25 protein-coding genes are annotated in these 26,515 nt (G+C 73.8%); 13 read left to right on the top strand and 12 right to left on the bottom strand.

Annotated features, from left to right (window positions below; genetic code table 11):
- Nucleotides 1-60 precede the first annotated feature (60 nt).
- Nucleotides 61-924, top strand: a complete 864-nt coding sequence (locus ACZ4SV_RS06470) for an Fpg/Nei family DNA glycosylase (RefSeq protein ID WP_468001897.1) — start codon at nucleotides 61-63, stop codon at nucleotides 922-924.
- 33 nt (nucleotides 925-957) lie between these two features.
- On the opposite strand, the gene ACZ4SV_RS06465 is transcribed toward ACZ4SV_RS06470, so the two are convergent.
- From ACZ4SV_RS06465 to ACZ4SV_RS06455, 3 genes are all read right to left on the bottom strand, one after another.
- The gene (locus ACZ4SV_RS06465; protein WP_468001895.1) at nucleotides 958-1,614 is read right to left on the bottom strand and encodes a zf-HC2 domain-containing protein; all 657 of its coding nucleotides are present in this window, start codon (nucleotides 1,612-1,614) and stop codon (nucleotides 958-960) included.
- Between the two features lie 226 nt (nucleotides 1,615-1,840).
- Entirely contained in the window at nucleotides 1,841-2,356 is a 516-nt protein-coding gene (locus tag ACZ4SV_RS06460) for a hypothetical protein (RefSeq protein WP_468001893.1), read from the bottom strand.
- Between the two features lie 155 nt (nucleotides 2,357-2,511).
- The gene (locus tag ACZ4SV_RS06455; protein ID WP_365882872.1) at nucleotides 2,512-3,060 is read right to left on the bottom strand and encodes a sigma-70 family RNA polymerase sigma factor; all 549 of its coding nucleotides are present in this window, start codon (nucleotides 3,058-3,060) and stop codon (nucleotides 2,512-2,514) included.
- Between the two features lie 215 nt (nucleotides 3,061-3,275).
- On the opposite strand from ACZ4SV_RS06455, the gene ACZ4SV_RS06450 reads away from it, so the two are divergent.
- On the top strand, nucleotides 3,276-4,445 hold the full coding sequence (locus ACZ4SV_RS06450) for a CapA family protein (protein WP_468001890.1): 1,170 nt from the start codon (nucleotides 3,276-3,278) through the stop codon (nucleotides 4,443-4,445).
- Here ACZ4SV_RS06450 and ACZ4SV_RS06445 read toward each other — a convergent pair whose 3' ends face one another.
- Together ACZ4SV_RS06445 and ACZ4SV_RS06440 are read right to left on the bottom strand one after the other, a co-directional pair.
- Nucleotides 4,446-5,870: an amino acid permease gene (locus ACZ4SV_RS06445; RefSeq protein WP_468001888.1), complete on the bottom strand. Its 1,425-nt coding sequence runs from the start codon at nucleotides 5,868-5,870 to the stop codon at nucleotides 4,446-4,448.
- Nucleotides 5,871-5,987: 117 nt separating this feature from the next.
- Nucleotides 5,988-6,458 carry a universal stress protein gene (locus ACZ4SV_RS06440; protein ID WP_365882878.1) on the bottom strand — a complete coding sequence of 157 codons (471 nt, stop codon included), beginning with the start codon at nucleotides 6,456-6,458 and terminating at the stop codon, nucleotides 5,988-5,990.
- A gap of 157 nt (nucleotides 6,459-6,615) precedes the next feature.
- Between ACZ4SV_RS06440 and ACZ4SV_RS06435 the strand changes: the two genes are divergently transcribed.
- The gene (locus ACZ4SV_RS06435; RefSeq protein WP_468001886.1) at nucleotides 6,616-7,461 is read left to right on the top strand and encodes a polysaccharide deacetylase family protein; all 846 of its coding nucleotides are present in this window, start codon (nucleotides 6,616-6,618) and stop codon (nucleotides 7,459-7,461) included.
- Nucleotides 7,462-7,528: 67 nt separating this feature from the next.
- Here ACZ4SV_RS06435 and ACZ4SV_RS06430 read toward each other — a convergent pair whose 3' ends face one another.
- Nucleotides 7,529-8,197, bottom strand: coding sequence for a class F sortase (locus ACZ4SV_RS06430; protein ID WP_397935144.1), 669 nt, complete (start codon nucleotides 8,195-8,197; stop codon nucleotides 7,529-7,531).
- Between the two features lie 330 nt (nucleotides 8,198-8,527).
- Between ACZ4SV_RS06430 and ACZ4SV_RS06425 the strand changes: the two genes are divergently transcribed.
- Complete coding sequence (locus ACZ4SV_RS06425; protein WP_468001884.1) at nucleotides 8,528-9,505, top strand: hypothetical protein; 978 nt, start codon at nucleotides 8,528-8,530, stop codon at nucleotides 9,503-9,505.
- 159 nt (nucleotides 9,506-9,664) lie between these two features.
- On the opposite strand, the gene ACZ4SV_RS06420 is transcribed toward ACZ4SV_RS06425, so the two are convergent.
- Both ACZ4SV_RS06420 and ACZ4SV_RS06415 read right to left on the bottom strand, forming a co-directional pair.
- Nucleotides 9,665-10,429 (bottom strand): bestrophin-like domain, encoded by a 765-nt coding sequence (locus ACZ4SV_RS06420; RefSeq protein ID WP_468001882.1) that lies wholly within the window; start codon nucleotides 10,427-10,429, stop codon nucleotides 9,665-9,667.
- 31 nt (nucleotides 10,430-10,460) lie between these two features.
- Complete coding sequence (locus tag ACZ4SV_RS06415; protein WP_365941764.1) at nucleotides 10,461-10,589, bottom strand: hypothetical protein; 129 nt, start codon at nucleotides 10,587-10,589, stop codon at nucleotides 10,461-10,463.
- A 794-nt stretch (nucleotides 10,590-11,383) separates the two neighbouring features.
- Here ACZ4SV_RS06415 and ACZ4SV_RS06410 point away from each other — a divergent pair.
- From ACZ4SV_RS06410 to ACZ4SV_RS06400, 3 genes are all read left to right on the top strand, one after another.
- Nucleotides 11,384-12,349: an SCO0930 family lipoprotein gene (locus ACZ4SV_RS06410; RefSeq protein WP_468002491.1), complete on the top strand. Its 966-nt coding sequence runs from the start codon at nucleotides 11,384-11,386 to the stop codon at nucleotides 12,347-12,349.
- A 285-nt stretch (nucleotides 12,350-12,634) separates the two neighbouring features.
- Complete coding sequence (locus ACZ4SV_RS06405; RefSeq protein WP_365883126.1) at nucleotides 12,635-13,447, top strand: SAM-dependent methyltransferase; 813 nt, start codon at nucleotides 12,635-12,637, stop codon at nucleotides 13,445-13,447.
- The gene (locus ACZ4SV_RS06400) at nucleotides 13,444-15,585 is read left to right on the top strand and encodes a putative bifunctional diguanylate cyclase/phosphodiesterase (RefSeq protein WP_468001879.1); all 2,142 of its coding nucleotides are present in this window, start codon (nucleotides 13,444-13,446) and stop codon (nucleotides 15,583-15,585) included. The genes ACZ4SV_RS06405 and ACZ4SV_RS06400 overlap by 4 nt, the downstream gene beginning before the upstream one ends.
- Nucleotides 15,586-15,635: 50 nt before the next feature.
- Here ACZ4SV_RS06400 and ACZ4SV_RS06395 read toward each other — a convergent pair whose 3' ends face one another.
- On the bottom strand, nucleotides 15,636-16,520 hold the full coding sequence (locus ACZ4SV_RS06395; RefSeq protein WP_365882512.1) for a LysR family transcriptional regulator: 885 nt from the start codon (nucleotides 16,518-16,520) through the stop codon (nucleotides 15,636-15,638).
- 119 nt (nucleotides 16,521-16,639) lie between these two features.
- Between ACZ4SV_RS06395 and ACZ4SV_RS06390 the strand changes: the two genes are divergently transcribed.
- Genes ACZ4SV_RS06390 through ACZ4SV_RS06380 form a run of 3 tightly spaced genes read left to right on the top strand, consistent with a single transcriptional unit; the run spans nucleotide 16,640 to nucleotide 20,006 of the window.
- A complete protein-coding gene (locus ACZ4SV_RS06390) occupies nucleotides 16,640-17,311 on the top strand; it encodes a succinate dehydrogenase (protein ID WP_365882516.1) in 672 nt (223 codons plus the stop codon).
- A 2-nt stretch (nucleotides 17,312-17,313) separates the two neighbouring features.
- On the top strand, nucleotides 17,314-19,260 hold the full coding sequence (locus tag ACZ4SV_RS06385) for a fumarate reductase/succinate dehydrogenase flavoprotein subunit (RefSeq protein WP_468001877.1): 1,947 nt from the start codon (nucleotides 17,314-17,316) through the stop codon (nucleotides 19,258-19,260).
- Nucleotides 19,257-20,006 carry a succinate dehydrogenase/fumarate reductase iron-sulfur subunit gene (locus ACZ4SV_RS06380; protein ID WP_365941767.1) on the top strand — a complete coding sequence of 250 codons (750 nt, stop codon included), beginning with the start codon at nucleotides 19,257-19,259 and terminating at the stop codon, nucleotides 20,004-20,006. Before ACZ4SV_RS06385 ends, ACZ4SV_RS06380 begins: the two co-directional genes overlap by 4 nt.
- Nucleotides 20,007-20,176: 170 nt before the next feature.
- Here the strand turns inward: ACZ4SV_RS06380 and ACZ4SV_RS06375 are convergent, their stop codons facing one another.
- On the bottom strand, nucleotides 20,177-21,136 hold the full coding sequence (locus ACZ4SV_RS06375; protein WP_365873275.1) for an ornithine carbamoyltransferase: 960 nt from the start codon (nucleotides 21,134-21,136) through the stop codon (nucleotides 20,177-20,179).
- A gap of 251 nt (nucleotides 21,137-21,387) precedes the next feature.
- Between ACZ4SV_RS06375 and ACZ4SV_RS06370 the strand changes: the two genes are divergently transcribed.
- The 3 genes from ACZ4SV_RS06370 to ACZ4SV_RS06360 all read left to right on the top strand — a co-directional run bounded on the left by ACZ4SV_RS06370 (nucleotide 21,388) and on the right by ACZ4SV_RS06360 (nucleotide 23,893).
- Nucleotides 21,388-22,428, top strand: coding sequence for a methyltransferase domain-containing protein (locus ACZ4SV_RS06370; RefSeq protein WP_468001874.1), 1,041 nt, complete (start codon nucleotides 21,388-21,390; stop codon nucleotides 22,426-22,428).
- Nucleotides 22,421-23,590: a carboxylate-amine ligase gene (locus ACZ4SV_RS06365; protein ID WP_468001872.1), complete on the top strand. Its 1,170-nt coding sequence runs from the start codon at nucleotides 22,421-22,423 to the stop codon at nucleotides 23,588-23,590. Before ACZ4SV_RS06370 ends, ACZ4SV_RS06365 begins: the two co-directional genes overlap by 8 nt.
- An 81-nt stretch (nucleotides 23,591-23,671) precedes the next feature.
- Nucleotides 23,672-23,893: a CDGSH iron-sulfur domain-containing protein gene (locus ACZ4SV_RS06360; RefSeq protein ID WP_365873281.1), complete on the top strand. Its 222-nt coding sequence runs from the start codon at nucleotides 23,672-23,674 to the stop codon at nucleotides 23,891-23,893.
- A gap of 33 nt (nucleotides 23,894-23,926) precedes the next feature.
- Here the strand turns inward: ACZ4SV_RS06360 and ACZ4SV_RS06355 are convergent, their stop codons facing one another.
- A complete protein-coding gene (locus ACZ4SV_RS06355) occupies nucleotides 23,927-24,949 on the bottom strand; it encodes an iron-containing redox enzyme family protein (RefSeq protein ID WP_468001870.1) in 1,023 nt (340 codons plus the stop codon).
- A 246-nt stretch (nucleotides 24,950-25,195) separates the two neighbouring features.
- Complete coding sequence (locus tag ACZ4SV_RS06350; protein ID WP_468001868.1) at nucleotides 25,196-26,482, bottom strand: M20 metallopeptidase family protein; 1,287 nt, start codon at nucleotides 26,480-26,482, stop codon at nucleotides 25,196-25,198.
- Nucleotides 26,483-26,515: the final 33 nt, after the last annotated feature.

Genomic DNA, 26,515 nt, shown 5'->3' with positions numbered 1-26,515 from the left:
CCGGCAGGAGGTTCCGGCGAACGGCGTGGCGCTGTCGGTGCCGGATGGCACTCTGGACGTATGCCGGAACTGCCCGAGGTAGAAGCGCTGACGGACTTCCTCACCGAGCACCTGGTCGGACGGCGGCTGATGCGGGTGCTGCCGGTCGCCGTCAGCGTCCTGAAGACCTACCACCCTCCGCTCACCGCGATCGAGGGCGCCGAGGTGACGGCCGTGCGCCGGCACGGCAAGTTCCTGGACGTCGTGACGGACGGCGGGCCGCACCTGATCACCCACCTGGCGCGCGCGGGCTGGCTGCACTGGCGGGACCCGCTGCCGGACGGCCCGCCCAAGCCCGGCAAGGGCCCGCTGGCGCTGCGCGTGGCGCTGGACACCGGCGCGGGCTTCGACCTGACCGAGGCCGGCACCCAGAAACGCCTCGCCGTGTACGTCGTCCGCGACGCCCGGGACGTGCCCGGCATCGCCCGCCTCGGCCCGGACCCGCTCGCCGCCGGCTTCACCGAGGACCGCTTCGCGGCCCTGCTCCGGGACGAACGGCGCCGGCTCAAGGGCGCGCTGCGCGACCAGTCGCTGATCGCGGGCGTCGGCAACGCCTACAGCGACGAGATCCTGCACGCCGCGAAGATGTCCCCGTTCAAGCTGGCGGCGTCCCTCACGCCGGAGGAGACCCACCGGCTGTACGAGGCGCTGCGCGCCACGCTCACCGAGGCCGTGGAGCGGGCCCGGGGCGTGGCGGCGGGCCGGCTGAAGGCGGAGAAGAAGAGCGGGCTGCGCGTCCACGGCCGCACCGGCCTGCCGTGCCCCGTGTGCGGCGACACCATCCGCGAGGTCTCCTTCAGCGACTCCTCGCTCCAGTACTGCCCGACCTGCCAGACGGGCGGCCGGCCGCTGGCCGACCGCCGGCTGTCCCGGCTGCTGAAGTGAGGGCGGCCGCAGCCCGCCGGCGAGGGCGGCGCGCTACGGCACCGGGACCGTGACCAGCCGTCTCCCGTCCGCCGTCCGGACCTCGTAGCGCGCGATCTGGTCCGGGTGCAGCGCCGTCGCCCCCAGCGCGGTGGTGGGCCGGGCGCCGTCGCCCCGGCTGGTCCAGGCGGCGACGGTCCGCCGGGTGCCGTCCCGGCCGACGGCCACCAGCCGGCAGGTGTGCGCCCCGGTGCCGTCCGCGACCTCGATCCGCAGTTCGCTGCCCCACGCCCGGTCCGCGGAGGTGACCCGCGCCCACACCCCGGTGCGCGGATCGGTCGCCGCGCCGGCCCGGGCCGCCGGCGGGTCCGGGTGACCGGCGAAGGCCACCAGACCCGGACCGGCCACGGCCAGCACCACGGTCGCGGCCAGGCCGTACAGCAGCCGGCGCCGCCGCGCCCGGTGCCGGTGCGCCAGCTCGCCGAGCAGCCGGTCCAGCAGCCGGGGGCCGGGCTGCGCCACGGGGTGCACGAAGCGGGGCGTGGCCCTCCGGTACAGCATGAGCTGCCGGGCCGCGGGACCGAACCCGGTCAGGTGCGCCGTGCACCGGGGACACTCCACGAGGTGGTCCTCGAAGCGGAAGGCGTCCGCCTCGTCCAGCACGCCGAGCGCGTACGCGCCGGCGTCGCGATGCCGTTCCAGGGACCTCATGCCGAATCCTCGTGCCGATGGGTGCGGGCGGGGTTGCTCCGTGCCCCCACCCGTACGCAGCCGGCCGGCGAATCACTCAAGGCGCGCACCGAATCGTGACCCGGGCGGCACGGCGCGGCCCGGACCCGCGAAAGGCTCCCCGGTCCGGCCCGCGGACCGGTGCGAATCCCCTCGTACCGGCGCGGATCTCCTCGTACCGGTGCGGATCCCCGCCGGTCCGCGGCCGTCAGAAGAGCTGGATCGCGAGGTGCCCGAGGGGCAGTCCCAGCCGCCAGGCCGGCGTCCACACCTTCGGCCCGTCGTCCTCCCCGGCCACCGCGCCGCCGCCCGGCACCGCGTCCAGGTCCGGCGCGAGCAGCTCGGTCTCCTCCAGCCACCGCCAGGCGTCCGCCGCCAGCGCCAGGTCCGGCCCCGGAGCGCCGCGGCCGTCCGCCCGCCCGGTCAGTTCGGCCATGCGCGTCCGCACCCAGTCCTGCCACGACTGCTCGCGGGCGGTCAGCGACAGCCAGTTCTCCAGTTGGGAGATCACCCGGATGCCGGACAGCTCCCCGTCGGTGTCGGACAGGAACACGGTCAGCGCCAGCGCGTCCCGGCCGGCCCGGAACTCGAAGGACGTCGGCGGCATCAGATCGCCGGTGCGCAGCAGCTCGTCGGCGATGTACTCGGCGTAGAACCAGGCCAGGGGAACGGCCAGGCCCTCACCGTCCGTGCCGTCCGTGCTCTCGTGACCTCTGTGCTCCATCCCTTCCTGCCCTTCCTCCGGTGCGTACGCGTCACCCGGACCCCGCCGGGGTCGCGGCCCCGGGTCCCCGCCCGGAAACGCGGATGAGGACAGCCCATGGCCCGGACGGGGGTCACAGCAAGGCGCTTTACCGAGGCTTGACCAGGCTCACGGTTTCACCGCAGGTCGGCCGTGTAACCCGGGAGGACCCGGCGCAGCGCGCGCAGCGCGTAGTACGCGCGGGACTTCACCGTACCCGGTGGAATCCCCAGGGCCCGGGCCGCCTCGGCCACACTGGCCCCCTGGAAGTACACGAGTACCAGCACGTCACGGTGGTCGGGAGTGAGTGTCTTCACAGCCTCCCGGACATCGAGCACCGCCGCGGCCCGCTCGGCGTGGTCGGCGGTCACCCGGGCGTTCTCGGGCAGCTCCGCGCCGGTCTCCGGCGGCCGGGCCTGCCGGGCCCGCCGGGCGTCGATGGCGAGCCGCCGGGCCACCGTGAGCAGCCAGGGCCGTACCGAGTCGAAGCCGTCGGCGTGCAGCGCCTCCGGGTGCCGCCAGGCGCGCACCAGCGTCTCCTGGACCAGGTCCTCGGCGCGCTGGCGGTCTCCGTCGCACAGCCTGAGCAGCAGGGCGAACAGGGGGCCGCCGTGCTCGCGCTGGAGCGCGGCCAGCTCGTGCTCGGCGGTCGTCGTCCCGCGGGTGAGTGAGGTTGCGGCCGTCATGGCCGTATGGCAGCGCAGCCGGCGGCCGGCGGACAGGGGGCGGCACCGGTCGTGCGGCGGACGGTCGATCGCGTCGGCGAACGGTCGGACGAGCGGGACGCCAGGACACCGGACGGGTTAATGACGCCGCCCGGACCGTTTATCCGGCACACCAGCTTCATACCCATATGCCCGTCACGGCTTCGTCTGTATATACGACAACCTGGGGTGTGTTGATGATCGGACGCAGACAGCTGGTGGCGCTGGTCCTGACCGCCGTCCTCGCGGCCGGGGCGGCCTGCCAGAACCAGCACCGGGAACCCGGCGCACCGGACCACGCCGTGCCCCCGCCGCGCCCGGCGCCCGCCGGGACCCGCGGGACCGGCGGTTTCACCCTCGTCGCCGCCGGCGGCATCCTGCCGTCCGCCGCCGTCCTCGACCGGGCCGCCTACGACGCGGGCGGCACCGGAGCCGACTTCCGTCCCCTGCTCGCCGGCATCCGCCCGGTCGTCGCCGGCGCCGACCTGGCACTGTGTCACCTGACCGCCGTCTCCGGACCCGGCGACGGCTCCGCGCGGCCCGCCGCCGCCTTCCCGCCGCGGATCGCCGCGGACCTCGCGGCGACCGGCTACGACGGCTGCGCCACCGCCTCCGGCCACGCCTTGGACGACGGCCCGGCCGGCGTCCAGCGCACTCTGGACGCCCTGGACCAGGCGGGCCTGCGGCACACCGGGACCGCCCGCGGCGAGGCCGAGGCCCGCTCGGTGCGGTTCCTGCGGGCGGGCGGCGCCCAGGTGGCGCACCTGGCGTACACCGCCGCCACCGACCGCCCGGTACCGCCCGGACAGCCCTGGGCGGTCAACCTGATCGACGCCGACCGGATCGTCGCCGACGCCCGCGCCGCGCGCCGGGGCGGCGCCGACGTGGTCGTGGTCTCGCTGGACTGGGGCAGCCAGGGGCAGCAGGAGCCCGACCCGCTCCAGCTCACCCTGGCCGGACGGCTCACCGCCTCCGCCACGGACGGCCGCCCGGACATCGACCTGATCCTCGGCACCGCCGCCGGGCTCCCGCAGGCGTACGAGAAGGTGAACGGCACCTGGGTGGTCTACGGACTCGGCGACCAGATCGGCGGCGCGCCGGACGGCGGACAGGGCGTCCAGGACGAGCGGGGCCGCGAGTCCACCCTCGGCCGCTTCACCTTCGCCCCGCCGGCCGGCCCGGGCGGCCCCTGGCGGGTCACCGGGGCCGAGTTCGTCCCGCAGCTCTACGACCCCGACGCCGGCCGGGTCGTCGACCTCGGCCGGGCCATCGCCCAGGGCGCCGAACTGGACGGCGTGCGCGACCGGATCAGGGACGTGGTCCTCAGCCGCGGAGCCGCCCAGGACGGCCTGGTCATGGCGGAGTGATCAGCCGGCGGACCGCCCGGCGGCGAGCGCCGAACGCCGGTAGGAGTAGCCGAAGTAGATCGCGCAGCCGATCGCGAACCAGATCGCGAACCGCACCCAGGTCTGCCACTGGAGGAAGGTGATCAGCCAGACGGAGAAGACGATCCCCAGCGCCGGCACCACCGGCATCATCGGCGTGCGGAAGGTGCGCGGCAGCTCCGGCTGCCGGTAGCGCAGCACGATCACCGCCGCGCACACCACCACGAACGCCAGCAGGATGCCGATGTTGGTCAGCTCGGCCGCCTCGGCGATCGGGACGAACCCGGCGATGACCGCGGAGGCCGCGCCGACGATCCAGGTCACCCGGGTCGGCACGTGCCGCGTCGGGTGGGTCTTGGCGAACCACCGGGGCAGCAGCCCGTCCCGCGACATCGAGAACCACACCCGGGTCACGCCCAGCATGAAGGTGAACATCACCGTCAGGATGCCGATGATCGCCCCGACCGCGATCACGTCCGCCAGCGCGCCCAGCCCCACCGACTCGAACGCCGTGGAGAAACCGGACTCCTTGTCGATGTCCTTGTAGTTCTGCATGCCCGTCAGGACCAGGCAGGCCGCCACGTACAGCACCATCGAGACGACCAGCGAGTAGATGATCGCCTTCGGCATGTGCCGCTGGGCGTCCTTCGACTCCTCGGCCGCCGTCGACATCGCGTCGTAGCCGAACACCGCGAAGAACACCGTCGCGGCACCCGTGAACGCCCCGCCGAGCCCGAACGGGAAGAACGGGTGGTAGTTCCCGGTGTCGATGTGGAACAGCCCCACCCCGATCACCAGCAGCACCACCAGCACCTTCAGGACGACCACGAACGTCTCGAACCGGGCCGCGGCGCGGATGCCCAGGTTCAGCAGCCAGGCGATCAGCAGACAGAGCACGGCCGCGAACAGGTCGACCCGGTGTCCCGGCCCGGTGCCGGGCGCGCCCAGCATCCACCGGGGCAGACCGGCGCCCATCGCCTGGACCAGGAAACCGAAGTAGCCGGAGATGCCGATCGCCACCACGGCCACGATCGCCGTGTACTCCAGCAGCAGGTCCCAGCCGATGAACCAGCCCGCGAACTCGCCGAGCACCGCGTACCCGTACGTGTAGGCGGAGCCGGCCTTCGGGATCAGCCCGGCGAACTCGGCGTACGACAGCGCCGCGCAGGCGCTCGCCACACCGGCGATGAGGAAGGACACCAGGACGGCGGGCCCGGCCGTGCCGTTGGCCACCGTGCCGGCCAGTGTGAAGATGCCCGCGCCGATGATGCCGCCCACACCGATCGCGGTGAGCTGCCACAGCCCGAGCGACTTGTCGAGCCGGGTGCCCTCGCCGGCCTCGGTCTCCTCGATGTGCTCGATGGGTTTGCGACGGAGGATCCCCTCACCCGGACGGAGCCTGCCCATGCGTCTCACCTCTTCGCCGACGGCAACGGCTGACGGCGGATCATGATGTCCCAGCCGTGCCGCCCAGGGAAGACGCCACGCACGGCCGCACCGGCGTCCGCGGCCCCGCCGGGCGCCCTACGGCACGACCGTCACCGGCCAGCGCCCCGCCTTCACCAGCCGGACCGCCACCGAGCCGATGATCCGGTGGCCGGCCTGCTCGGAGGCGCCCACCACCACCGCGTCCGCCTTCAGCTCGTCCGCCGCCTTCACCAGCCCGGTGTACGGGTCGCCGCGGAAGGTGTGGAACTCCCAGCGCACCTCGAATATCCCCTTGACCCGCTCGGCCGCCTCCCGGATCTGCGTGATCAGGTCCTCGGCGATCTCGTCGGTCGTCTCGGCCACCGGCGCCCCGAACGCCGCGCCCGCCGCGAGCACCGGCTGCACGTACACCACGGCCAGCAGCGCGTGCTGCCGCCGGGCCAGTCCGCCCGCGTACGCGGCGGCGCGCAGCGAGGAGTCGGAGCCGTCCACGCCGACGACGATCACCTTCGGCCCGTCCGTGCCCCGTTCGAACGTGTGCGAGGGCTGTTGCTGCTGTTCCGTCACGGCCCGAGGTTATCGGAACCCTTCGTTCCCGCCCATGTCCCGGGTCCCGCGGGCCCGGGCCGTCCGTTCCGGCCGCGCTGCGCTGTCCGGGTGCATTCCCGCCGCCGTCCCCGTGGCGTTGCGGTGCGCCGGTGTCCGGCGGGGCGAGTGATGAGTCATGCAGAAGGATCAGTTGTTCACGCGGCGCCGGATGCTCCTCGCCGGTGCCGCCGCGCTCGGCTCGGCGGCCACTGCGGGCCTCGTCCTCGCGGGCGACGGCGAGGAGACCGTCCGGCCCGCCGCGGCCCCGGCCGCCGGTCCGCCGGCCCGCCAGGCCCGCCAGGCCCTGAAACCCTCCTCCTTCCGGCTCCAGCCGCTCACCGGCGAGGGCCCGCCGCGCGCCGCGCCCCGCAGGCTCGCCGTGCGCGAGGAGCCCCTCCTGCGGCTCTCCGGCCCCGGCCGGCACATGGTGCTGACCTTCGACGACGGTCCCCACCCGGACTACACCCCGCACATCCTGGACACCCTCGCCGAACACCAGGTGCGGGCGATGTTCTTCGTCTGCGGGGAGTGCGTCGCCGACCACCGGGAACTGCTGGCCCGGATGGCCGACGAGGGCCATGTCGTCGGCAACCACACCTGGACACATCCGCTGCTGACGACCCTCGGCCGCGCGGAGATCCGCTCCGAGATGGAGCGCACCAGCGACATCATCGAGGACAGCTACGGCGAGCGCCCCCAGTGGTTCCGCGCGCCCTACGGCGCCTGGAACCGGGCGACCTTCGAGCTCGGCGCCGAGATGGGCATGGAACCGCTGGCCTGGACCGTCGACACCACCGACTGGATGGAGCCCGGCACGGACACGATCATCGACCAGGTGGAGAGCGGCGCGGGCCCCGGCGTCGTGGTGCTCTCCCACGACGCCGGGGGCGACCGCTCGCAGACCGTCCGCGCGATCCGCGAATGGCTGCCCTACCTGATCGACTCCGGATACCGCCTCACCGTGCCGCCCCGCCGCGTGTGACGGCGGTCCCGTCCGCGCCCTCCGCCCGTTCGCGCGGGGCGCGCGCCGCCCGCCGGGCCGCGGCGGTTCAGACGACCGCGGCCAGGCGGGCGAAGACGACGACGTTGCCCTCGTAGCCGTTGCGCTGGGAGAAACCGCCTCCACAGGTGATGACCCGCAGTTCCGGCGCCCCTTTCGAGCCGTAGACCCGGTCGCCGGGGAAGGCGTCCTTCGCGAAGACCTCGACGCCGTAGATCTCGAACACCGCGGTCTTCCCGTCCTGGCGCGCGACCTCGACCTGGTTGCCCTTCTTCAGCGCCCCGAGGCCGTAGAAGACCGCGGGGCCCTGCTTGTTGTCGACATGGCCGACGATGACCGCGGTGCCCTTCTCGCCGGGGGACACGGCGCCGGTGAACCAGCCGGCCAGGCCCGGGTTCTCCGGCGGCGGCGCGGCGACCCAGCCGTCCGGGTCCAGCCCGACCTGCACGACGGGCGCGTCCACCCGGATCGCCGGGATCCGGACCCGCTGCACCGGCGAGAACGGCAGCGCGGTGGGCGCGGGCGCGAGCGTGCCGAGGGTGGCGCGGCCGTCCGGGGCCGCCGCCGAGGCGGGCTGCGGCGGCCCCGTGTCGAATTCCCCCGAACCGTTGCGGAGGAGAGCCAGGCCGGTCAGCAGGACGAGCGCTATCACGCCCCACGGGGCGCGCCTCTTGCGCCGCTCCTCCTCGGCAAGCTCGGACAGCACGGACGCAGACATTCGCCATCCCCTCTCGACGCGGTCCCGCCACGTCCCTCGCACCTGGGAAAACGCTAAGTCCCGTGCGGGCGGCGGGCGACGGGTCAGTGGGCGAACGGGTGGCCGGGCACCCGCCCGGTGCGCCATCCGAGTTGCCGTCCCCAGGTATTTTCTGACGGTCCGTGACCTGCGGCAATATCCGATTGTGTGGTTATCCGTCGGCGTGTCTGATCACCAGGACGGACCATTCTCGACATGCGGGCGTGTTCCGCGCGTCCGAGGGTCTGTCCGGGAGGTGTTTCTCGCCGATCCACCGGGGACGGGACCCGGTCACCTTCCGCGGAGGATCACATGCGCAACCAACGTGCCCTGGCGGCGGCGTGCACCACGGTCGCCGTCCTCGGGCTCGCCGTCCCCGTGGCCGTCGCGGACGGCATGGGCAACGGGGGCGGCCCGAGCGGCACCGACACGACCGTCGTCGTCCCCGGCACCGGCACCGGCAACATCGGCACGTTCAGCGGGAACGGCGTCTTCCCCGGCAACGGCAACGGCAACGGCAATGGCAATGGCAATGGCAATGGCAATGGGAACGGAAACGGTCACTTCAACGGCGGCGGCGGCAACGGGAACGGGAACGGGAACGGGAACGGGAACGGAAACGGTCACTTCAACGGCAACGGGAACGGCAACGGAAACGGCCACTTCAACGGAAATGGCAACGGGAACGGCCACGGAGGCGAGGGCAACGGGAACGGCCACGGAGGCGAAGGCTTCGGCAACGGTCACGGAGGCGAGGGCTTCGGGAACGGCCGCGGGGGCGAGGGCCGTGGCGGTGAGGGCAACGGCCGTGGCGGCGAGGGCGGCCGTGGGGACGACTTCCGCCACGGAGGCGGATTCGGCGAGGAGGGCGAGGGCGGCCACGGCGAGGAGGCCGGCAACGCGCGCGACATCTTCGTCACGCCCGACGTCCTGCCCGCCGGCGGCCGCCTCACCATCATCGTGAACGGCTGCCGCGGCGGCACCGCCGGCTCCGACGCCTTCGGCACCGTCCGGCTGGAGTCGTTCCGCGACGACAGCGCGCGCGGCGTCGCCGTCGTCGACCGCGACGCCCGCCGCGGCCGGTACGACGTCACGGTCCGCTGCGACGGCCGCACCCTCACCCGCCGCGGGGCGTTCACCGTGCTCGGCGGTGTCAACGGCGGCCTCGGCGGCAGCAGGACCAGCGGCGCGACCCCCACCGACATGGCCATCGGCAGCGGCCTGGTGGCCACCGCCCTGATCGGCGGCGGGGCCTTCTGGCTGCGCCGGCGGCACGAGAACCGGATCTGAACCCCCGGTGTGCCGCCGAGGCCACCGCGACCGTTCCGGCGCCGGGCAGCCGTACCGCGACAGGCCCTCGCTCCCGTTCCCCTGCGGAACCGGGAGCGAGGGCCTGTCGCGCCGGCCGTGCCCGTCCTGCCCGGCCGGGCGGCGCCGGCCGCCCGGGAGCTACCGGCCGGCACCCGGGAACAGGCTGAGGAACGGCTCCGCGGTCACCGCGATGCCCCGGCCGTACGGCGCGTCGAGGTCCCAGATGAGGAACAGCATGAAGGCGATGGTCGCCGAGAACAGCCCGGCCAGGACCAGCTCCCTCGGGGTGCGCCGGATCTGCAGGGCGAACACCATGCCGATGGTGATCAGTCCGCCGGTGATCAGCCCCCACCACACGACCGGCGGCATGGTGGGCCCGGTGGCGTCGGCGCGCGCGTTGCGCTCCTGGTCGGCGGCGGCCAGCTGGTCCAGCAGCGGCTGGTACGCCTGGGCCTCGAAGTCGTTCGCCGGCCGGTAGTCGGTGACGTCCGCGCGCAGCCGCCGCAGCAGCTCGGTGCCGCGCCCGGTGACCTGCTCGTCCTCCGCCATCCGCCGCCACTCGATGTGGACGACGTAGCCGACGTAGGTGTCCACGTCCTCGCGGATGCGGTCACGCACCTGCGGCGGGTAGACCCGCACCCGCTCCGAGATCTCGTGCAGCGCCTGCGCCTCCGCCTGGACATGATCCTCGGCGGCGCTGCGGGCCTCCCAGACGCCCGCGATGGCCAGGCCCAGGACGATGGCGTAGATGACGCCGATCCACATCGTCATGTACTCGATGACGTCGGGGGTCTCGCTGGGGTCCTCGTCCTCGGCGGCCGTGCGGTGCCGTACCAGCGTGATGACGACCACCACGGCACAGGCCCCCAGCATCGCAAGGACGAGAACAAGCCAATCCGACAAGTGGTGCCTCCGGAGATGACGGGCCCGCGCGTCAGCGCGGACGGAGCGCCGCGACGGCGACGATCGCGGGGACGGTGATGAGCAGGACGTAGATGACGGGGGTGGTGTGGCGGGGCGCTCGACGGCGCACGACGTGGGCGTGGTACGCGGGGTAGCTCACCGGCGTCGCGGAGGGCCGCGGGGCGGGCCTGGGCGACGGCTTGGGCACGGGTGTGGGCCGGGGCGCCGGAGCCGGTGCCGGCGGGGCGGCCGGCCGGGGCGGCGGGGGAGCCGGGGCGGGCCGGGCGGGCGGCCTCGGCGCGGGTACCGGCGGGGGCGTGGGCGCCGGTGGTGGCGGCGGGGGCGGCGGTGTCGGCTTCGGCGAGGGCGTCGGTCTCGGCGACGGGGTGGGCGTGGGTGTGGGCGTGGGGGTCGGGGTCGGGCTGGGCGTGGGTGTCGGCGTGGGCGTGGGCGGGCACGGAGGCGGGGGCGGCGGGCAGGGCGGGTCGGGCCAGCGGTGTCCGCCGGCGTGGGCCTCGACCACCGTGCCGCCGGGGCCCGTCGAGGCGTACGCGCAGGCGTCGGCCGAGGCGCTGGAGGCCGGCCAGCCCGCCAGGGCCCAGGCCAGCGCCAGCAGGGCCAGCACCCGTGCGGCGGGCGCGCGTCGGGTCACTTCGGGTCCATGCACGACGCAGATCATGAGGCGCGGACGGCCGCCGTGCGCCGGGCCGGCCGCAGATTGGCCCGAAAGAGCGAGATAACGTGATCGGAGGTTTCGCGGACGGAAAACACCCATCAGCGCGCTCTGTCCCCTTATGCCCACCGAGACGCGCGTACGGCGTCCCGGCGCCGGCGCACCGCGCCCGGGAAGAAACTCCGCCCGCCGTTGAACACCGCGGCCCCCCGGCCGCGTACCCATGGCCGTGCGGTGGCGTGGCAGGCGCCGTACATCCAGGTGACGATGGGGAGTTGACGATGAATACCTCCTGGCGGACCGCCTCGCTGGTGGCCACGGCCGCCGCGGTGCTGGCGCTGACGGCGGCGTGCGGTCAGGACGACACCACCACTCCCGCGTCGGCGGCCCGGGACATCGGGGCCACGGCGCCGGCCGGCGACTACGGCGGCCCGGGCGGCCAGACCGCGACCGGCACCGGCAACGGCTACGGCGCCGACGGCAGCCAGACCACCGCCCCGGCGGCCCAGGCCGCGCCCGCGGGCGAGCTGACCGTGGCGGACAATCCCGACCTCGGCCCGGTGCTGACCGACGGCTCCGGCCTCACCCTCTACCGGTTCGACAAGGACACCGCCGATCCGCCCGCGTCCCACTGCGCCGGCGACTGCGCCACCACCTGGCCGCCGGTCCCCGCCGGCGACGCGACCGCCGGCGCCAGCGTAGACAAGGCGTTGCTCGGCGAGGTCACCCGCGCCGACGGCTCCCGCCAGCTCACCGTCGGCGGCTGGCCCGCCTACCGTTACGTCAAGGACGTCAACGCCGGTGACGTCAACGGCCAGGCCGTGGGCGGCACCTGGTTCGCGCTCGCCCCGAACGGCAAGAAGGCCAAGGCGTCCGCCCTGCCCGGCCTGTCCGTGCGCAAGGACCCCGAGCTGGGCGAGATCGTCGTGGACCGCCACGGCAGGACGGTCTACCGCTTCCTGAAGGACCAGGCCTGGCCGAAGTCCGTCTCCCGCTGCACCGGGGCCTGCCTGGAGAAGTGGCCGGCCGTCGGCCCGGTCGCCGCCAACGACACCGAGGGCGTGCGGAAGAAGGGACTCATGCCCTTCACCCGGCCCGACGGGGTGAAGCAGATGACCGTCGACTGCTGGCCCGTCTACACCTTCTCCGGGGACAAGGCCCCGGGTGACACCAACGGTCAGGGCGTGGGCGGCACCTGGTACGCCGTCTCGCCCGACGGCAAGCCGGTCGGCGCGCCGGGGAAGTAGACCCCGCCCCAGGGTCGACCGTCCCGCCCGGCCCGGCGCGCGGCCGTGATCCGCCCCCTCCGTACCGCACGGAGGGGGCGGATCGTTGTGCCGTGCACGAGCCGCCCGCCGGGTGCGCCGGAGCCGTCCGGCCGTCACGCAACGGGGTCGGACGGGCACTTGTCGCAGGCAGTGACCGGGAACGGATGGTCAATATCCGGTTCGGGTCGCTCCTTTGGCGGGCGATCAGTAGCCTCAGCTCGAACACCGGATCGCCTACACCCTGTCCACGCCTTGGAGAGATACATGGAGCGTCCCGCCTGGGCCCCACGCAGCATCGACATCACGGTGCCGAGCGTCTCGCGGATCTACGACTACTACCTGGGCGGTTCGCACAACTTCGAGGTCGACCGGGAAGCGGCGCGCAGGGCCCTGGAGTTCCTGCCGGGCCTGCCGAAGACCATGCAGGCCAACCGGGCGTTCATGCGCCGCGCGGTGCGGTTCGCGGCCGGGGAGGGCATCACCCAGTTCCTCGACATCGGCTCCGGCATCCCGACGTTCGGCAACGTCCACGAGGTGGCCCAGGCCGCCGCACCGGGCGCCCGGGTGGTGTACGTCGACCACGACCCGGTGGCCGTCGCCCACAGCGAGGCGGTGCTGGCCGGCAACGACGACGCGGACGTGATCGCCGCCGACCTCCGCAAGCCCCGGGAGATCCTCGCCAGCCCCCGGCTGGAGCGGCTGATCGACCTGAACCGGCCAGTGGCACTCCTGCTCGTTGCCATACTGCACTTCGTGGACGACGCGGACGACCCGTACGGCGCGGTGGCCGAGCTGCGCGAGGCACTCGCGCCCGGCAGCCTGCTGATCCTCACCCATGCCTCGTACGAGGGAATCCCGCTGCCCGCCGAACGGGCCGAGGGCGCGGTGGACGTATACAAGGACATTCGCAACCCGCTGATCATGCGCTCGCGCGAGGAGATCGCGCGGTTCTTCGAGGGGTACGACATGGTGGCACCCGGACTGGTGCAGATGCCGCACTGGCGCCCGGACTCGGCGCCTCAGGACGAGGATCCGTATGCCTTCTCCGGTTTCGCCGGCGTGGGGCGTACGGCGTGATCACCGAGCCGGACGGGCCGGAGGGCAGACTGCGCCGGCTGACGACGATCTGGAGCCGGGCGCTCTTCCCGGTGACCTCGACCTCGCTGACCCGCGTCGAGTTCGAAGAACAACTCCTCCCGCTCGCCCGCCGGTTGAGCGAGCAGTTGCGCGCCCGCAACTTCGACGCGGGCGAGGCGAAGGCCGTCGGCGCCGCCCTGGTCGAGGCGCACTGCACCGACCCCGAGGCGCTGGCCCGCACCCTGGACTGCGTCGACGCCTATCTGGTGCTGTACTGCGGCGCGGACGGCCCCCAGGACGAACTGCGCATGCGCTCCTCGCGGTTGCAGCACGCGCTCGCCGCCGGCTACGCCCAGGCGCTGCGCGAGCGCACCCTCGCCGAGCAGGAGGCCATCGCCCAGGCCGCGTTGCGGGCGCAGGGCGTGGTCGCCCAGGCGCTGCACGCCAGCGAGGCCCGCTTCCGCGCGGTCTTCGAGGGCGCCGCCATAGGGATCGGCATCGCCGACCTCGACGGCAACGTCCTCCAGGTCAACGAGGCCCTGCTGCGCATGTTCGGGCTCTCCGAGCAGACCCTGCGCGGCCGGCGTGTGCAGGACTGGGTGCATCCGGAGGACGCCCCGCAGACCTGGCGGCTCTACCAGGAACTGGTGTGCGGCGAGCGCGAGCACTACCACCTGGAGAAGGCGTTCAACCGGCCCGACGGCACGGCACTGTGGACCAATCTCACGGTCTCCCTGCTGCGCGACGCCGACGGCAGACCGCAGTACCAGCTCGCCCTCATGGAGGACACCACCGAGCGCCGGCTGCTCAACCTGCGGCTGCGCTACGAGGCCACTCACGACGCCCTTACCGGCCTGCCCAACCGCACGCTGTTCTTCGAACGGCTGGAGAAGGTGCTGAACGCGGGCGGCGGCCAGCGCTTCGGCCTGTGCTACCTGGACCTGGACGGTTTCAAGACCATCAACGACAGCCTCGGCCACGCGGCCGGCGACCGGCTGCTGGTGGAGGTCGCCGACCGGCTCCAGTCCTGCGCGACCGCGCCCGGCGAGATGGTCGCCCGGCTCGGCGGCGACGAGTTCGTGGCCCTGACCACCGGAGCCGCCGCCGAGGGCACGGTGGACGACCTCGCCGAGCGCATCATGAACGCGCTGGTGACGCCCATCAGTATCGACGGCCGCGACCTGCTGGTCCGCGGCAGCCTCGGCATCGTCGAGGGCGCGGCGGGCGAGCGCACCGCCGCCGAGGTGCTGCGCAGCGCCGACATCACCATGTACCGGGCCAAGTCGGCGGGCGGCAACCGCTCGGAGCTCGCCGACCCCGAGGCCGACGCCCGCGCCATCACCCGGCACGGCCTGACCACGGCCCTGCCCACCGCGCTGGAGCGCGGCGAGTTCTTCATCGAGTACCAGCCCCTGGTCCACCTCGGCGACGGCAGCGTGCGCGGCGCCGAGGCCCTGGTGCGCTGGCTGCACCCGCAGCACGGCATCCTCGGCCCCGACCGGTTCATCCCGCTCGCCGAGCACACCGGCCTGATCGTGCCGCTCGGCCGCTGGGTGCTGGAGGAGTCCATCCGGCAGGCCCGCGCCTGGCGGGAACGCCACGGCGAACAGGCCGCCGGCCCGCTGCGCATCAACGTCAACCTCTCGCCCTGCCAGCTCAGCCACCCCGGCCTGGTGCAGGACACCGTCGACATCCTCGAACGCGCGGGCGTCGCCCCGGAGGCGCTGTGCCTGGAGGTCACCGAGTCCGCGCTCATCGGCGCCGACGACGACCTCCTCAAGCCCCTGCGCCGGCTCGCCGACATGGGCGTCGACATCGCCCTGGACGACTTCGGCACCGGCTACTCCAACCTGGCCAACCTGCGCCGGCTGCCGGTGAGCGTCCTCAAACTCGACCGCTCCTTCACCCAGGGCATGCAGCGCTTCCCGGCCGATCCCGTCGACCTGAAGATCGTGGAGGGCATCGTCTCCCTCGCCCACAGCCTCGACCTGGCGGTGACCGTCGAGGGCGTGGAGACCGGCGCCCAGGCCGAGCAGCTTCGGATACTGGGCTGCGACACGGCCCAGGGCTGGTACTACGCCCGCCCCGGCCCGCCGGAGCGACTCCACGACCTGGCCCTGGTGGACGCGACCGGCTGACGCGCCGAGGGACGGTCCCACCGGGCGGAGGCCCGCGGACGGACCGTCCCTCACCGCTCCAGCAGCATCCGCTGCAACTCCCGGGCCGCCCGCGGCGGGGCCACGTCGCTGCGGTGGGCGAGGGCGATCGTCCGGTGCAGTCCGGGCCGGGCCAGCGGGGTCACCCGCAGGCCGCGGCCGGCCCGGGCGGCGACCATGCGCGGCACCACGGCGACGCCCAGCCCGGCCCGCACGAACCCCAGCACCGCGTCCATCTCGCCGCCCTCCACGGCGAAGTCCGGTTCGAAGCCCTCGGCCCGGCACGCGGCCACGGTCAGCTCCCGCAGGTCGTACCCGTGCCGGAACATCACCAGCCGCTCGCCCGCCAGATCGGCGACGCGCACCGACCGCCCGCCGTGGCCGGGCGCCGGCGCCTCCGGTGAGGACACCACCACCAGGTCCTCGCGCAGCAGCTCCACGGTGGTCAGCGCGGGCGCCGGCGCGGGCAGCGGCAGCACGACGAGCGCCAGGTCGAGCGCGCCGCGCGCCAGCTCCCGCACCAGGTCGTGCGAGCCGCTCTCCTCGATCAGCAGGCGGATGCCCGGGTAGCGGTCGTGGAAGGCGCGCAGCACGTCCGGCAGCAGACCGGTGCACAGGCTCGGGGTGGCGCCCAGCCGCACCCGCCCGCTCCGCAACTGCACCAGCTCCTGCACCTCCTGCCGGGCGGTGTCCGCGTCGGCCAGGATGCGCCGGGCCAGCGGCAGCAGCGCCTCCCCGGCGTCGGTGAGCGTGATATTGCCCCGGGCGCGCAGGAACAGGTCCGCGCCCAGCTCCCGCTCCAGCGCCTTGATCTGCTGCGACAACGACGGCTGGGCGACATGGACCCGCTCGGCGGCCCGGGTGAAGTGCCGGGTCTCGGCGACGGCCACGAAGTACCGGAGCTGCGGGAACTGCATGCTGCCATGATAGCTCGGGGCTATGGAAACGAGCTGGACCATGTCTTGGACCGATCGGGACCTGTAGCCCTAGCGTGCTTGCCATGGCTCTGGCAACGCGGACGGACCGACGGCCGTCCATGGCGCGCACGGTGTGGGACTCCACCGTCGGCAAGAAGACGGTGATGGCCGTCAGCGGTCTGATCATGCTGCTCTACCTGGTGGCGCACATGATCGGCAATCTGAAGATCTTCTTCGGCGCGGGCGAGTTCAACCACTACGCGCACTGGCTGCGCACCGTCGGCGAACCGTTCATGCACTACGAGTGGACGCTCTGGCTGATCCGGATCGTCCTGGTCGTCGCCGTGGCCGCCCACGCCACCTCCGCCTACCAGCTCAGCCGCCGCGACCTCAAGGCGCGGCCCAGCCGGTACGTCCACAAGAAGCCGCGGGCGAGCTACGCGACGCGCACCATGCGCTGGGGCGGCGTCATCCTCGGCCTGTTCATCGTCTGGCACCTGCTGGACCTGACCACCGGCACCGTGCACCCCGGCGGCTTCCAGAACGGACACCCGTACCAGAACGTGGTGGACACCTTCTCCACCTGGTACGGCGACGTCGTCTACATCGTCGCGATGCTCGCGCTCGGCCTGCACATCCGGCACGGCTTCTGGAGCGCCGCCCAGACCCTCGGCGTCGGCAGCCGCGCCCGCGACCGCGCCCTGAAGACCCTCGCCGACGTCCTCGCGCTGCTGCTCACGGCCGGCTTCATCGCCGTACCCGTGGGCGTCATGACCGGAGTGGTGAGCTGACCATGACGTACACCGACTACGCGACCGGCACGCCGGTCACCGACACCAAGGCCCCGGCCGGCCCGATCCACGAGCGCTGGGACAAGCGCCGGTTCGAGGCCAAGCTGGTCAACCCGGCCAACCGGCGCAAGCACACGGTGATCGTGGTGGGCACCGGTCTCGCCGGCGGCTCCGCCGGCGCCACCCTGGCCGAACAGGGCTACCACGTCGTCCAGTTCTGCTACCAGGACTCCCCGCGCCGGGCCCATTCCATCGCCGCGCAGGGCGGGATCAACGCGGCGAAGAACTACCGCAACGACGGCGACTCGATCCACCGGCTGTTCTACGACACGGTCAAGGGCGGCGACTTCCGCGCCCGCGAGTCCAACGTGCACCGGCTCGCGCAGATCTCCGTCGAGATCATCGACCAGTGCGTGGCCCAGGGCGTGCCGTTCGCCCGCGAGTACGGCGGCCTGCTCGACACCCGCTCCTTCGGCGGCGTCCAGGTCTCCCGCACCTTCTACGCCCGCGGCCAGACGGGCCAGCAGCTCCTCCTCGGCGCCTACCAGGCGCTGTCCCGGCAGATCGCCGCCGGGAACGTCGAGATGCACCCGCGCACCGAGATGCTCGACCTGATCGTCGTCGACGGGCGGGCGCGCGGCATCGTGGCCCGGGACCTGGTCACCGGCCGGATCGACACCTACTTCGCGGACGCCGTCGTCCTCGCCTCCGGCGGTTACGGCAACGTCTTCTACCTGTCGACCAACGCCATGAACTCCAACGCGACCGCCGTCTGGCGGGCGCACCGGCGCGGCGCGTACTTCGCCAACCCCTGCTTCACCCAGATCCACCCCACCTGCATCCCGCGCACCGGCGAGCACCAGTCCAAGCTGACCCTGATGAGCGAGTCGCTGCGCAACGACGGCCGGATCTGGGTGCCCAAGGCCAAGGGCGACACCCGGCCGCCGCACCAGATCCCCGAGGAGGAGCGGGACTACTACCTCGAACGCGTCTATCCGTCCTTCGGCAACCTGGTGCCGCGCGACATCGCCTCCCGCGCCGCGAAGAACGTCTGCGACGAGGGCAGGGGAGTGGGCCCCGGCGGACAGGGCGTCTACCTGGACTTCGCCGACGCCATCCGGCGCCTGGGCCGCGGGACCGTCGAGGCGAAGTACGGCAACCTCTTCGACATGTACCAGCGGATCACCGACGAGGATCCGTACGAGGTGCCGATGCGGATCTACCCGGCCGTGCACTACACGATGGGCGGCCTCTGGGTCGACTACGACCTCCAGACCACCATCCCCGGCCTGTTCGCGATCGGCGAGGCCAACTTCTCCGACCACGGCGCCAACCGGCTCGGCGCCAGCGCCCTGATGCAGGGCCTGGCCGACGGCTACTTCGTCCTGCCGGCCACCATCAACGACTACCTGGCCCGCCACCCCCACCAGGAGCCGGTGACCGCCGCACATCCCGTCGTCCAGGAGGTGCTGGCCGACACCGAGGACCGGATCAGCCTGCTGCTGGCCGTGGACGGCGACCGCACCCCGGACTCCTTCCACCGCGAACTGGGCGAACTGATGTGGGAGTTCTGCGGCATGGCCCGCTCCGACGCCGGACTGCGCAAGGCCCTGGAGCGCATCCCGCAGATCCGCGAGGAGTTCTGGCGGCGGATCAAGGTGCCCGGCACCGGCGAGGAGTTCAACCAGTCGCTGGAGAAGGCCAACCGCGTCGTCGACTACCTGGAACTCGCCGAGCTGATGTGCCTCGACGCGCTGCACCGCACCGAGTCCTGCGGCGGCCACTTCCGCGAGGAGTCCCAGACCCCGGACGGCGAGGCGGCCCGCCGGGACGAGGCGTTCTCCTACGCCGCGGCCTGGGAGTTCACCGGCACCGGCGAGGCACCCGTCCTGCACCGGGAAGACCTGGTCTTCGAGTACGTCCATCCCACCCAGCGGAGCTACGCATGAAGCTCACCCTGCGCGTCTGGCGGCAGAAGAACGCCGGCGCCGAAGGAGCGATGTCCACCTACGAGGTGGACGACATCTCGCCCGACATGTCCTTCCTGGAGATGCTGGACGTCCTCAACGAACGGCTCATCCTGGCCGGCGAGGAACCGGTCGCCTTCGACCACGACTGCCGCGAGGGCATCTGCGGCGCGTGTTCGCTGGTCATCAACGGCGACGCGCACGGACCGGAGCGCACCACCACCTGCCAACTGCACATGCGGTCCTTCCGGGACGGCGACACCATCGACATCGAGCCGTGGCGGGCGTCCGCGTTCCCCGTGATCAAGGACCTGGTGGTGGACCGGTCGGCGTTCGACCGGATCATCCAGGCCGGCGGCTACGTCACCGCGCCGACCGGCTCCGCGCCGGAGGCCCACGCCACCCCGGTGCCCAAGGCCGACGCCGACTTCGCCTTCGAGCACGCCGAGTGCATCGGATGCGGGGCCTGCGTGGCCGCGTGCCCCAACGGCGCGGCGATGCTGTTCACCTCGGCCAAGGTCAACCACCTCAACGTGCTGCCCCAGGGCGCGCCCGAGCGGGAGACGCGGGTGCTGGACATGGTGGCGCAGATGGACGCGGAAGGCTTCGGCGGGTGCACGCTGGCCGGCGAGTGCGCCACCGCCTGCCCCAAGGGCATCCCGCTGATGTCGATCACCAGGATGAACAAGGAGTGGCTGCGGGCCGCCCGGAAGACGGGCGGGCGCTGAGCGCCGCGGCCGGCCGTGCCCCGCGCGGGGCACGGGTATGAGCGTTCGCCCAACAGGAGGCGGGCGGGCGGGGCCGGGAGTGGTGCTCACCGGCCCCGTCTGATGTCCGGCCGGAGCCGAGGCCGGAAACGTCCGGCTCCGAGCGGGCCGGAGATGTCCCTCGCGCCGGCTCACGCGGTGGGGCGCACCACGCACTCCAGGACGGCCATCGCGCTGGGGAGTTTCATCGCCGCCTGCGTCCAGGCGAGCGAACGCGGCCCGTCCAGCACCGCGCCCGCGACCTCGTCGCCGCGGTGGGCGGGCAGATCGTGCAGGAACGACGCCCGCGGCCAGCGGCGCATCAGCGCCTCGTCCACGTGGAAGGGCCGGAACACCTCCCGCCACGACGCGTCCGCCTTGCTGGTCCCGGTGGTCTGCCAGCGCGTGGTGTACACGACGTCGACCCGGTCCGGCGCCTCGGCCGGGCAGTGGGTCTCGGCCAGCACGGCACCCGTGTCCCGCGCGACGCTCCGCGCGGCGGCCAGCACCCCGTCCGGCAGCCCGTACCCCGGCGGCGTGACGAAGGTGACGTGTGCTCCGGGCACCGTGGCGAGCCCGTGGGCCAGCGCGGTGGCCGTGTTGTTGCCCTCGCCGAGGTACAGCACGCGGATCCCGCTCAGATCGCCGTACGCGAGCGTCAGCGTGGCCAGATCGCACACCGCCTGCGTCGGATGCTCCTCCGCCGCCATCGCGTTGACCACCGGCAGCCCGCCCTCGCCGGACAGTTCCCGCAGGTGCCGCACGGGCCCCGCGGTGCGCGCCACGAGCAGGTCGAGCATCGCACCGAGGATGCGGCCGGTGTCGCCCACCGACTCCCCGGTGTCGAGCTGGAGGTCGTGCGGCCCGTAGCAGACCGGGGTGCCGCCCAGGCGTACCGCGCCGGCCTGGAAGGCGGTACGGGTACGGGTGGAGGTGCGGGTGAACAGCACCCCGACGAGCCGGTCCCGCAGCGGCAGATCGTGCGCCCGCCGGTCGTGGAACAGCTCGGCGGACCGCGCGACCAGCTTGCGCAGCGCCGCGGGCTCCACGTCCGCCAACGAGAACAGCCCCTGCTCCCGGGTGGCCGCGGGGCGGCCGTGCAGCGTGCTCATGCGGTCCTCTCCTTCGGTGCGGTCTCCGCCGGCGCGCGCTCGTCCGTGCGGGCCCGGCGGCGACCCAGTGGACCGCATCCGGCGGGCCCGTCCACGGCCGACATGCCGGACGGACCGCCTGTCCCGCCCGCCGCACCTCTTCCCATCGGCTGATCAGGTGGTAGGAAACGTCGTTTTATGGCACCCCGCATGATGTGCTGGTTAGCATGAACCGCTCAGTTCCCGACCACGTCTCCCCAGGGGAGTTATCGGTGAGTGCATCGCCGTCGAACGACGCGCCGGACCGTGCCATCGCCGAACGGCCGGACGACGGCACCGCCGTCGTCCGGGTCGCCGACTACCGCCATCTGCGCCCCGAGGACCGCACCCCGCCCGGCCGGGCCCGGGTGTTCTTCGACCCGGTGGACACCGAGATCGGCGTGTGGGCGACCGTCGACGTCCTCAGGCCGGGCGCCACGGTGCTGGACCTCGGCTCGGGCAGCGGCGCGGCCGCCGCCGCGGTGGCGCGCGCGGGCGCCGCGCGGGTGCACGGCGTCGACGTCTCCGCCGACAGCCTGGCGTGGGCCGCCGCCCGCTACGCCACCGCAACCGAGGCCGCCCAGGCCGCCGACGCCACGGACGGCCCGGCGCCGGACGGCGCCGCCGGCGGCCGGGTGTCCTTCGGCCCCGCCGACTACGCCGCCCTCTCGCCCGACGGGCTGCTGGCCGCCTGTCCGTTCACCGCCGCGCCGGACGTGATCGCCAGCAACCCGCCGTACGTGCCGCTGCCGTCGCCCGCCGGCACCGGCGGCCGCACGTCGATCGACGGCGGCGCCGACGGACTGAGCCTGGTCCGGCACGTGCTCAGGCACGCCTCGGCGCTGGGCGCCGACCTCGCCCTGACGGTGGGCAGTTACACCACGCCCCGCCGGACGGCGGCCCTGCTGCACGAGCACGGCTACCGGATCACCTCGCTCACGCTGGGCGCCCTGCGGCTCGGCGAGCACACCCGCGACCACATGGCCCGGGTGCGCGAACTGGAGGCGTCCGGCGAGGGCCCGCTCCTGCGCACCCCCGACGGCGTCCCGTACTACCTCGTCGTCGGCCTGTCGTGCCGGCGCGACGACGGCACGGCGGCCGGGGAATCCGCGCCGCGCCGCTTCCTGCCGCCGGAGGAGCTGCTGCCGCTGCTCCAGCTGGCCTGCCGGTCCCGGACGCTGGAGCTGGAGACCCTCGACGCGGCACCGGCCGGCCGGCACGTCCCGGTCCGGGTCGTGAGCCTGCCCGACGAGTCCCGGCGCCGCCATGTCTGACCCCGGGCGCCGGGAGGACGCCGCCGCGTGGCCCGCGGACGGACCGCTCACCGTCGGGGTGGAGGAGGAGTTCTTCGTCCTCGACCAGGCCACGCACCGGCTCGCCGACAGCGCGCCCCTGCTCGACGCCCTGCGCGGACACCTCGACGAGGACGGCAGCGAGACCTACAGCTGCGAACTGCGGCCCTGCATGATCGAGAGCCGTACCGGCATCTGCGGCGGTCTGGACGCCCTGCGCGCCGAACTGTGCGAGCGGCGGGAGACTTTGAGCCGGGCCGCCGCGGGACACGCGCTCGCGATCGCGTCCTCGGGCACCTACCCGCTCGCCGACTGGCGGCAGGAGGGCTTCACCTCCTCGCCGCGCTACGACCACATCGCCCGCGTCTACGGCCGCCTCGCCGCCGAGCACCTGGTCTGCGCCTGCCATGTGCACGTGGGAGTCGAGGACCGCGACACGGCCGTCGCGGTGATCAACCGGGTCCGCCCGTGGGTGCCCGTGCTGGCCGCGCTGGCGGCCAGCTCCCCGTTCTGGACCGGCGAGGACACCGGTTACGCCAGCTACCGCGGCATCATCTGGTCCCATTGGCCGACCGCGGGCATGCCCCCGACGCTCGCCTCCTACGCCGACCACCGCGAGCGGGTCCGCGGGCTCGTCGCCGTCGAGGCCGGCGCCGACGCCGGGCAGGTCTTCTGGGACGTCCGGCCGGGCACCCGGTACCACACCGTCGAGTTCCGCATCGCCGACGCCTGCACCACCGTCGGCGAGGCCGTGCTCCAGGCCGGGCTGGCGCGCGCGCTGGTCCGCCAGTGCCTCACCGAGATGGCGAACGGGGACCCGGCTCCGGAGGTGCACCCGGAACTGCTGCGCGTGGCGAAGTGGCGGGCCGTCCGGTTCGGCCTCACCGAGCGGCTCGTCGATCCGCTGGCGGTCGCGCTGGTGCCGGCCGCCGAACTCGTCCACCGGCTGCTCGACCACGTGCGCGGGCCCCTGACGGACACCGGGGACTGGGCGGAGGTGACCGGCCTGGTGGACCAGGCGCTGCGCCAGGGCACCTCCGCCGACCGCCAGCGCCGCGCCCTCACCGCCGGCGCGGGACTGGCGGACGTGGCCGAACTGCTGGTCACGGAGACCGGGAACTTCCGGTCCGCACCCTCGCTCTGAACGGGTGCGCACCGGTCGCGTCCGGCGAGACATGGCCCCGGGCGAGCCGCGGGCCATGACACCGAACAAGGAGGAGACAGCGTGCGAGAAGAGCCCGACTGCGTGATCACCGCCTATCCGGACGGTCCCCTCCTGGTGCGCGGCGCGCACCGCGTCGTGGACGCCGACGGCACGGAGACGGAGGTCACCCGGCCCGTGGTGGCGTTGTGCCGCTGCGGCCGGTCCGGCCAGAAGCCGTGGTGCGACAGCACCCACAAGCTGACCCGCTTCCGCGACCGCGGCCGCCGCCGCGACACCGAGTAGGGGACCGGCCCCCAGTCTGGGCGGCGGGGCGGCTCACACGGTCCGCAGCGTGGGCCGGCCCTCCGCCCAGCAGTCGAGCAGGTACCGGGCGGACAGCGCGTCCAGGCCGCTCGTCGCCGTGGCCCCGAAGAGCACGTCCGGTGCCAGCGCGGGCTCCTGCGCGAGCAGGCCGCCGACCAGATCGTGCAGCGCGATCACGTCGTGTACGGAGTCGGCGAGGACGTGCTCGTCGAAGAAGCCGGTGGCCGCCGGGCCGAGGCCCAGCCTGCGCAGGCCGTCCGCCACGTTCTTGTTCGCCAGCGAGGACGTCATCTCCGCGAACGCGAGATGGCCCGCGAGCGCTCCCCGCAGCCGCCGGTGCAGACCGAACAGCGACATGAGGTTGACCGTCGCCAGCATGAGCCCGGGCACGGCGTCCAGATAGGCGCCGTACCGGCCGTCCAGGTCCAGCGCGCCCATCGTCTCGCGGTACAGCTCCGCGTGGATGCGCTCGGGCCGCCCGCTGCCGAACTCGTCGAACTCCACCTCCAGCAGCGCGGCCTTCGCCCGGCCCGTCAGGCGCGGAATGGCCCAGGCGTGCGGGTCGGCCTCCTTGAGCTGGTACGCGGACCGCAGGGTGACGTAGTCCCGCACCTCCGCGAGGGTGGCCTCGTCCCGCACATGGCGCGAGAGCGGCGGCCCGGGCTCGTCGGCGATCCGGCTCAGCGCCGCGATGACCGCGGCGGCGTCCTCGGGCGGCTCGGCGCCGAACCGGTCGCGCAGCGCCTCCTCGAACGGCCGCTCCAGCCGGCCGCGCAGGGCCAGCACCGCGGGCTCCCACTCCCAGCGCTCGTCCACGCCGGCGAAGCCCCGGTAGTGCAGTTCGTAGCACACGTACAGGGCGAGGTGATGGTCCTCGCCGGTGAGCGGGTCGTCCTCGGCGGCGGGCGCGGCGAAGTCACCCGGCTCGCCCGCCAGCGCCCCCAGCAGCGCCTCCGTGACCGGCCCCCGTGGCTCCGGCAGCTTCGCGACGCCCTGGTCCGACAGATCGGGGACAGTTGTGCGAGCAGCAGCCACGGAAGCCTCCTCGGCCCGGCGCCCCGACGGGTAGCCGGTTGTCATATGTGTCGTACCGCCTCACCACAGTACGGGCGGCACACCGGACACCTCAACACATGACCACGGCAGGTGACCGCACTTGGCCGGGTCCTGCGGGCCCGGCCGGATTCCGTGGCCGCTTCCGTGGTGCCACCGCGCGGCCGCGCGGCTGTCCACGCGGCGGAGGAGGTGTCCGGTGTCGACCGGCCCGTATGACCGGGGCCGTCACCGGTCCGGATCCGGGGCGCGGCCGGCGAGGAAGGCCAGGGCGACGGCGGCCTCGCAGGCGATGCCGGTGGCGATGACGTCCTCGTCGATGGTCATCCTGGGCGAGTGCAGTGCCGGTGCCTCGTGCGGTGCGCGGTCCGGCGGGCAGGCGCCGAGGAAGGCCAGGGCGCCGGGCACGGCCTGGAGGACGTAGGAGAAGTCCTCCGCCGTCATCTGCGGGGCGGGCAGGACGTCCACGGCCCCGGCGCCGAGCGCGTCGGCGGCGGCCCGCAGCACGAGGCCGGTCACGCCGGGGTCGTTGACGGTGACCGGGTAACCGGGGTCGATGACGGCCTCCGCCGTGGCCCCGTGCGCGGCGGCCACTCCGCCGACGACCCGGGCGATCGTCTCGTGCAGCCTCAACCGGGTCGGCCCGGCCAGCGTGCGCAGCGTACCGGCCAGTTCGGCGGTGTCCGGGATGACACCGGCGGCGGTGCCCGCGGCCAGCCGGGTCACGCTCAGCACGGCACTGTCGTCGGCGGCCACGCCCCGGGTCAGCGCCGTCTGCAGCGCGAGCACGATCTCGCAGGCCACCGGCACCGGGTCGCAGGCGGTGTGCGGGGCCGAGGCGTGGCCGCCGCGGCCCCGGACGACGACCCGGAACCGGTCGGAGGCCGCCATCTGCGGTCCCGGCCGCAGCCGTACCGCGCCCGCCGGCAGGTTCGGATGCACATGCAGGGCGAACGCGGCCTCGGCGCGGGTGCCGGACGCCTCCAGCACGCCTTCCTCGATCATGAGGCGGGCTCCGTGGTGACCCTCCTCGCCGGGCTGGAACATGAACACCACGCGTCCGGCGAACGCGGCGCGCCGCCCGGCGAGCAGCCGCGCGGCCCCCACCAGCATCGCCATATGGGCGTCGTGCCCGCAGGCGTGCATCAGCCCCGGGGCCCGGGAGGCGAACGGCAGACCGGTGTCCTCGGTGACCGGCAGCGCGTCCATGTCGGCCCGCAGCAGGATCGTCGGACCGTCGCCCGCCCCGGTGAGGGTCGCGGTGACGGAGGACAGGGCGCGACCGGTGCGGATCTCCAGGCCGAGGCCGTCGAGCGCGTCCAGCACCAGGCGCTGGGTGGCCGGCAGGGTGAGACCCTCCTCGGGGCCGCGGTGCAGGGCGCGGCGCAGGGCGACCGCCTGCGGGGCCAGCCGGCGCGCCTCGCCGAGCAGGTCCGGTACGGCGGGGGCGCCGGCCGCCGGCCGGTGCGCGGCGGGGCCGGGCGGGCCGGGCGGGTCCCGGGGCGGAGGTGTCATCCGGCGGTTCTCCTTCCGGCGACCGGCGCTTGG

The sequence above is a fragment of the Streptomyces sp. NPDC027672 genome (genome assembly GCF_055566335.1).
The sequence above is the reverse complement of the archived record's forward strand: the minus strand, read 5'-3'. Positions and strand labels throughout refer to the sequence as shown.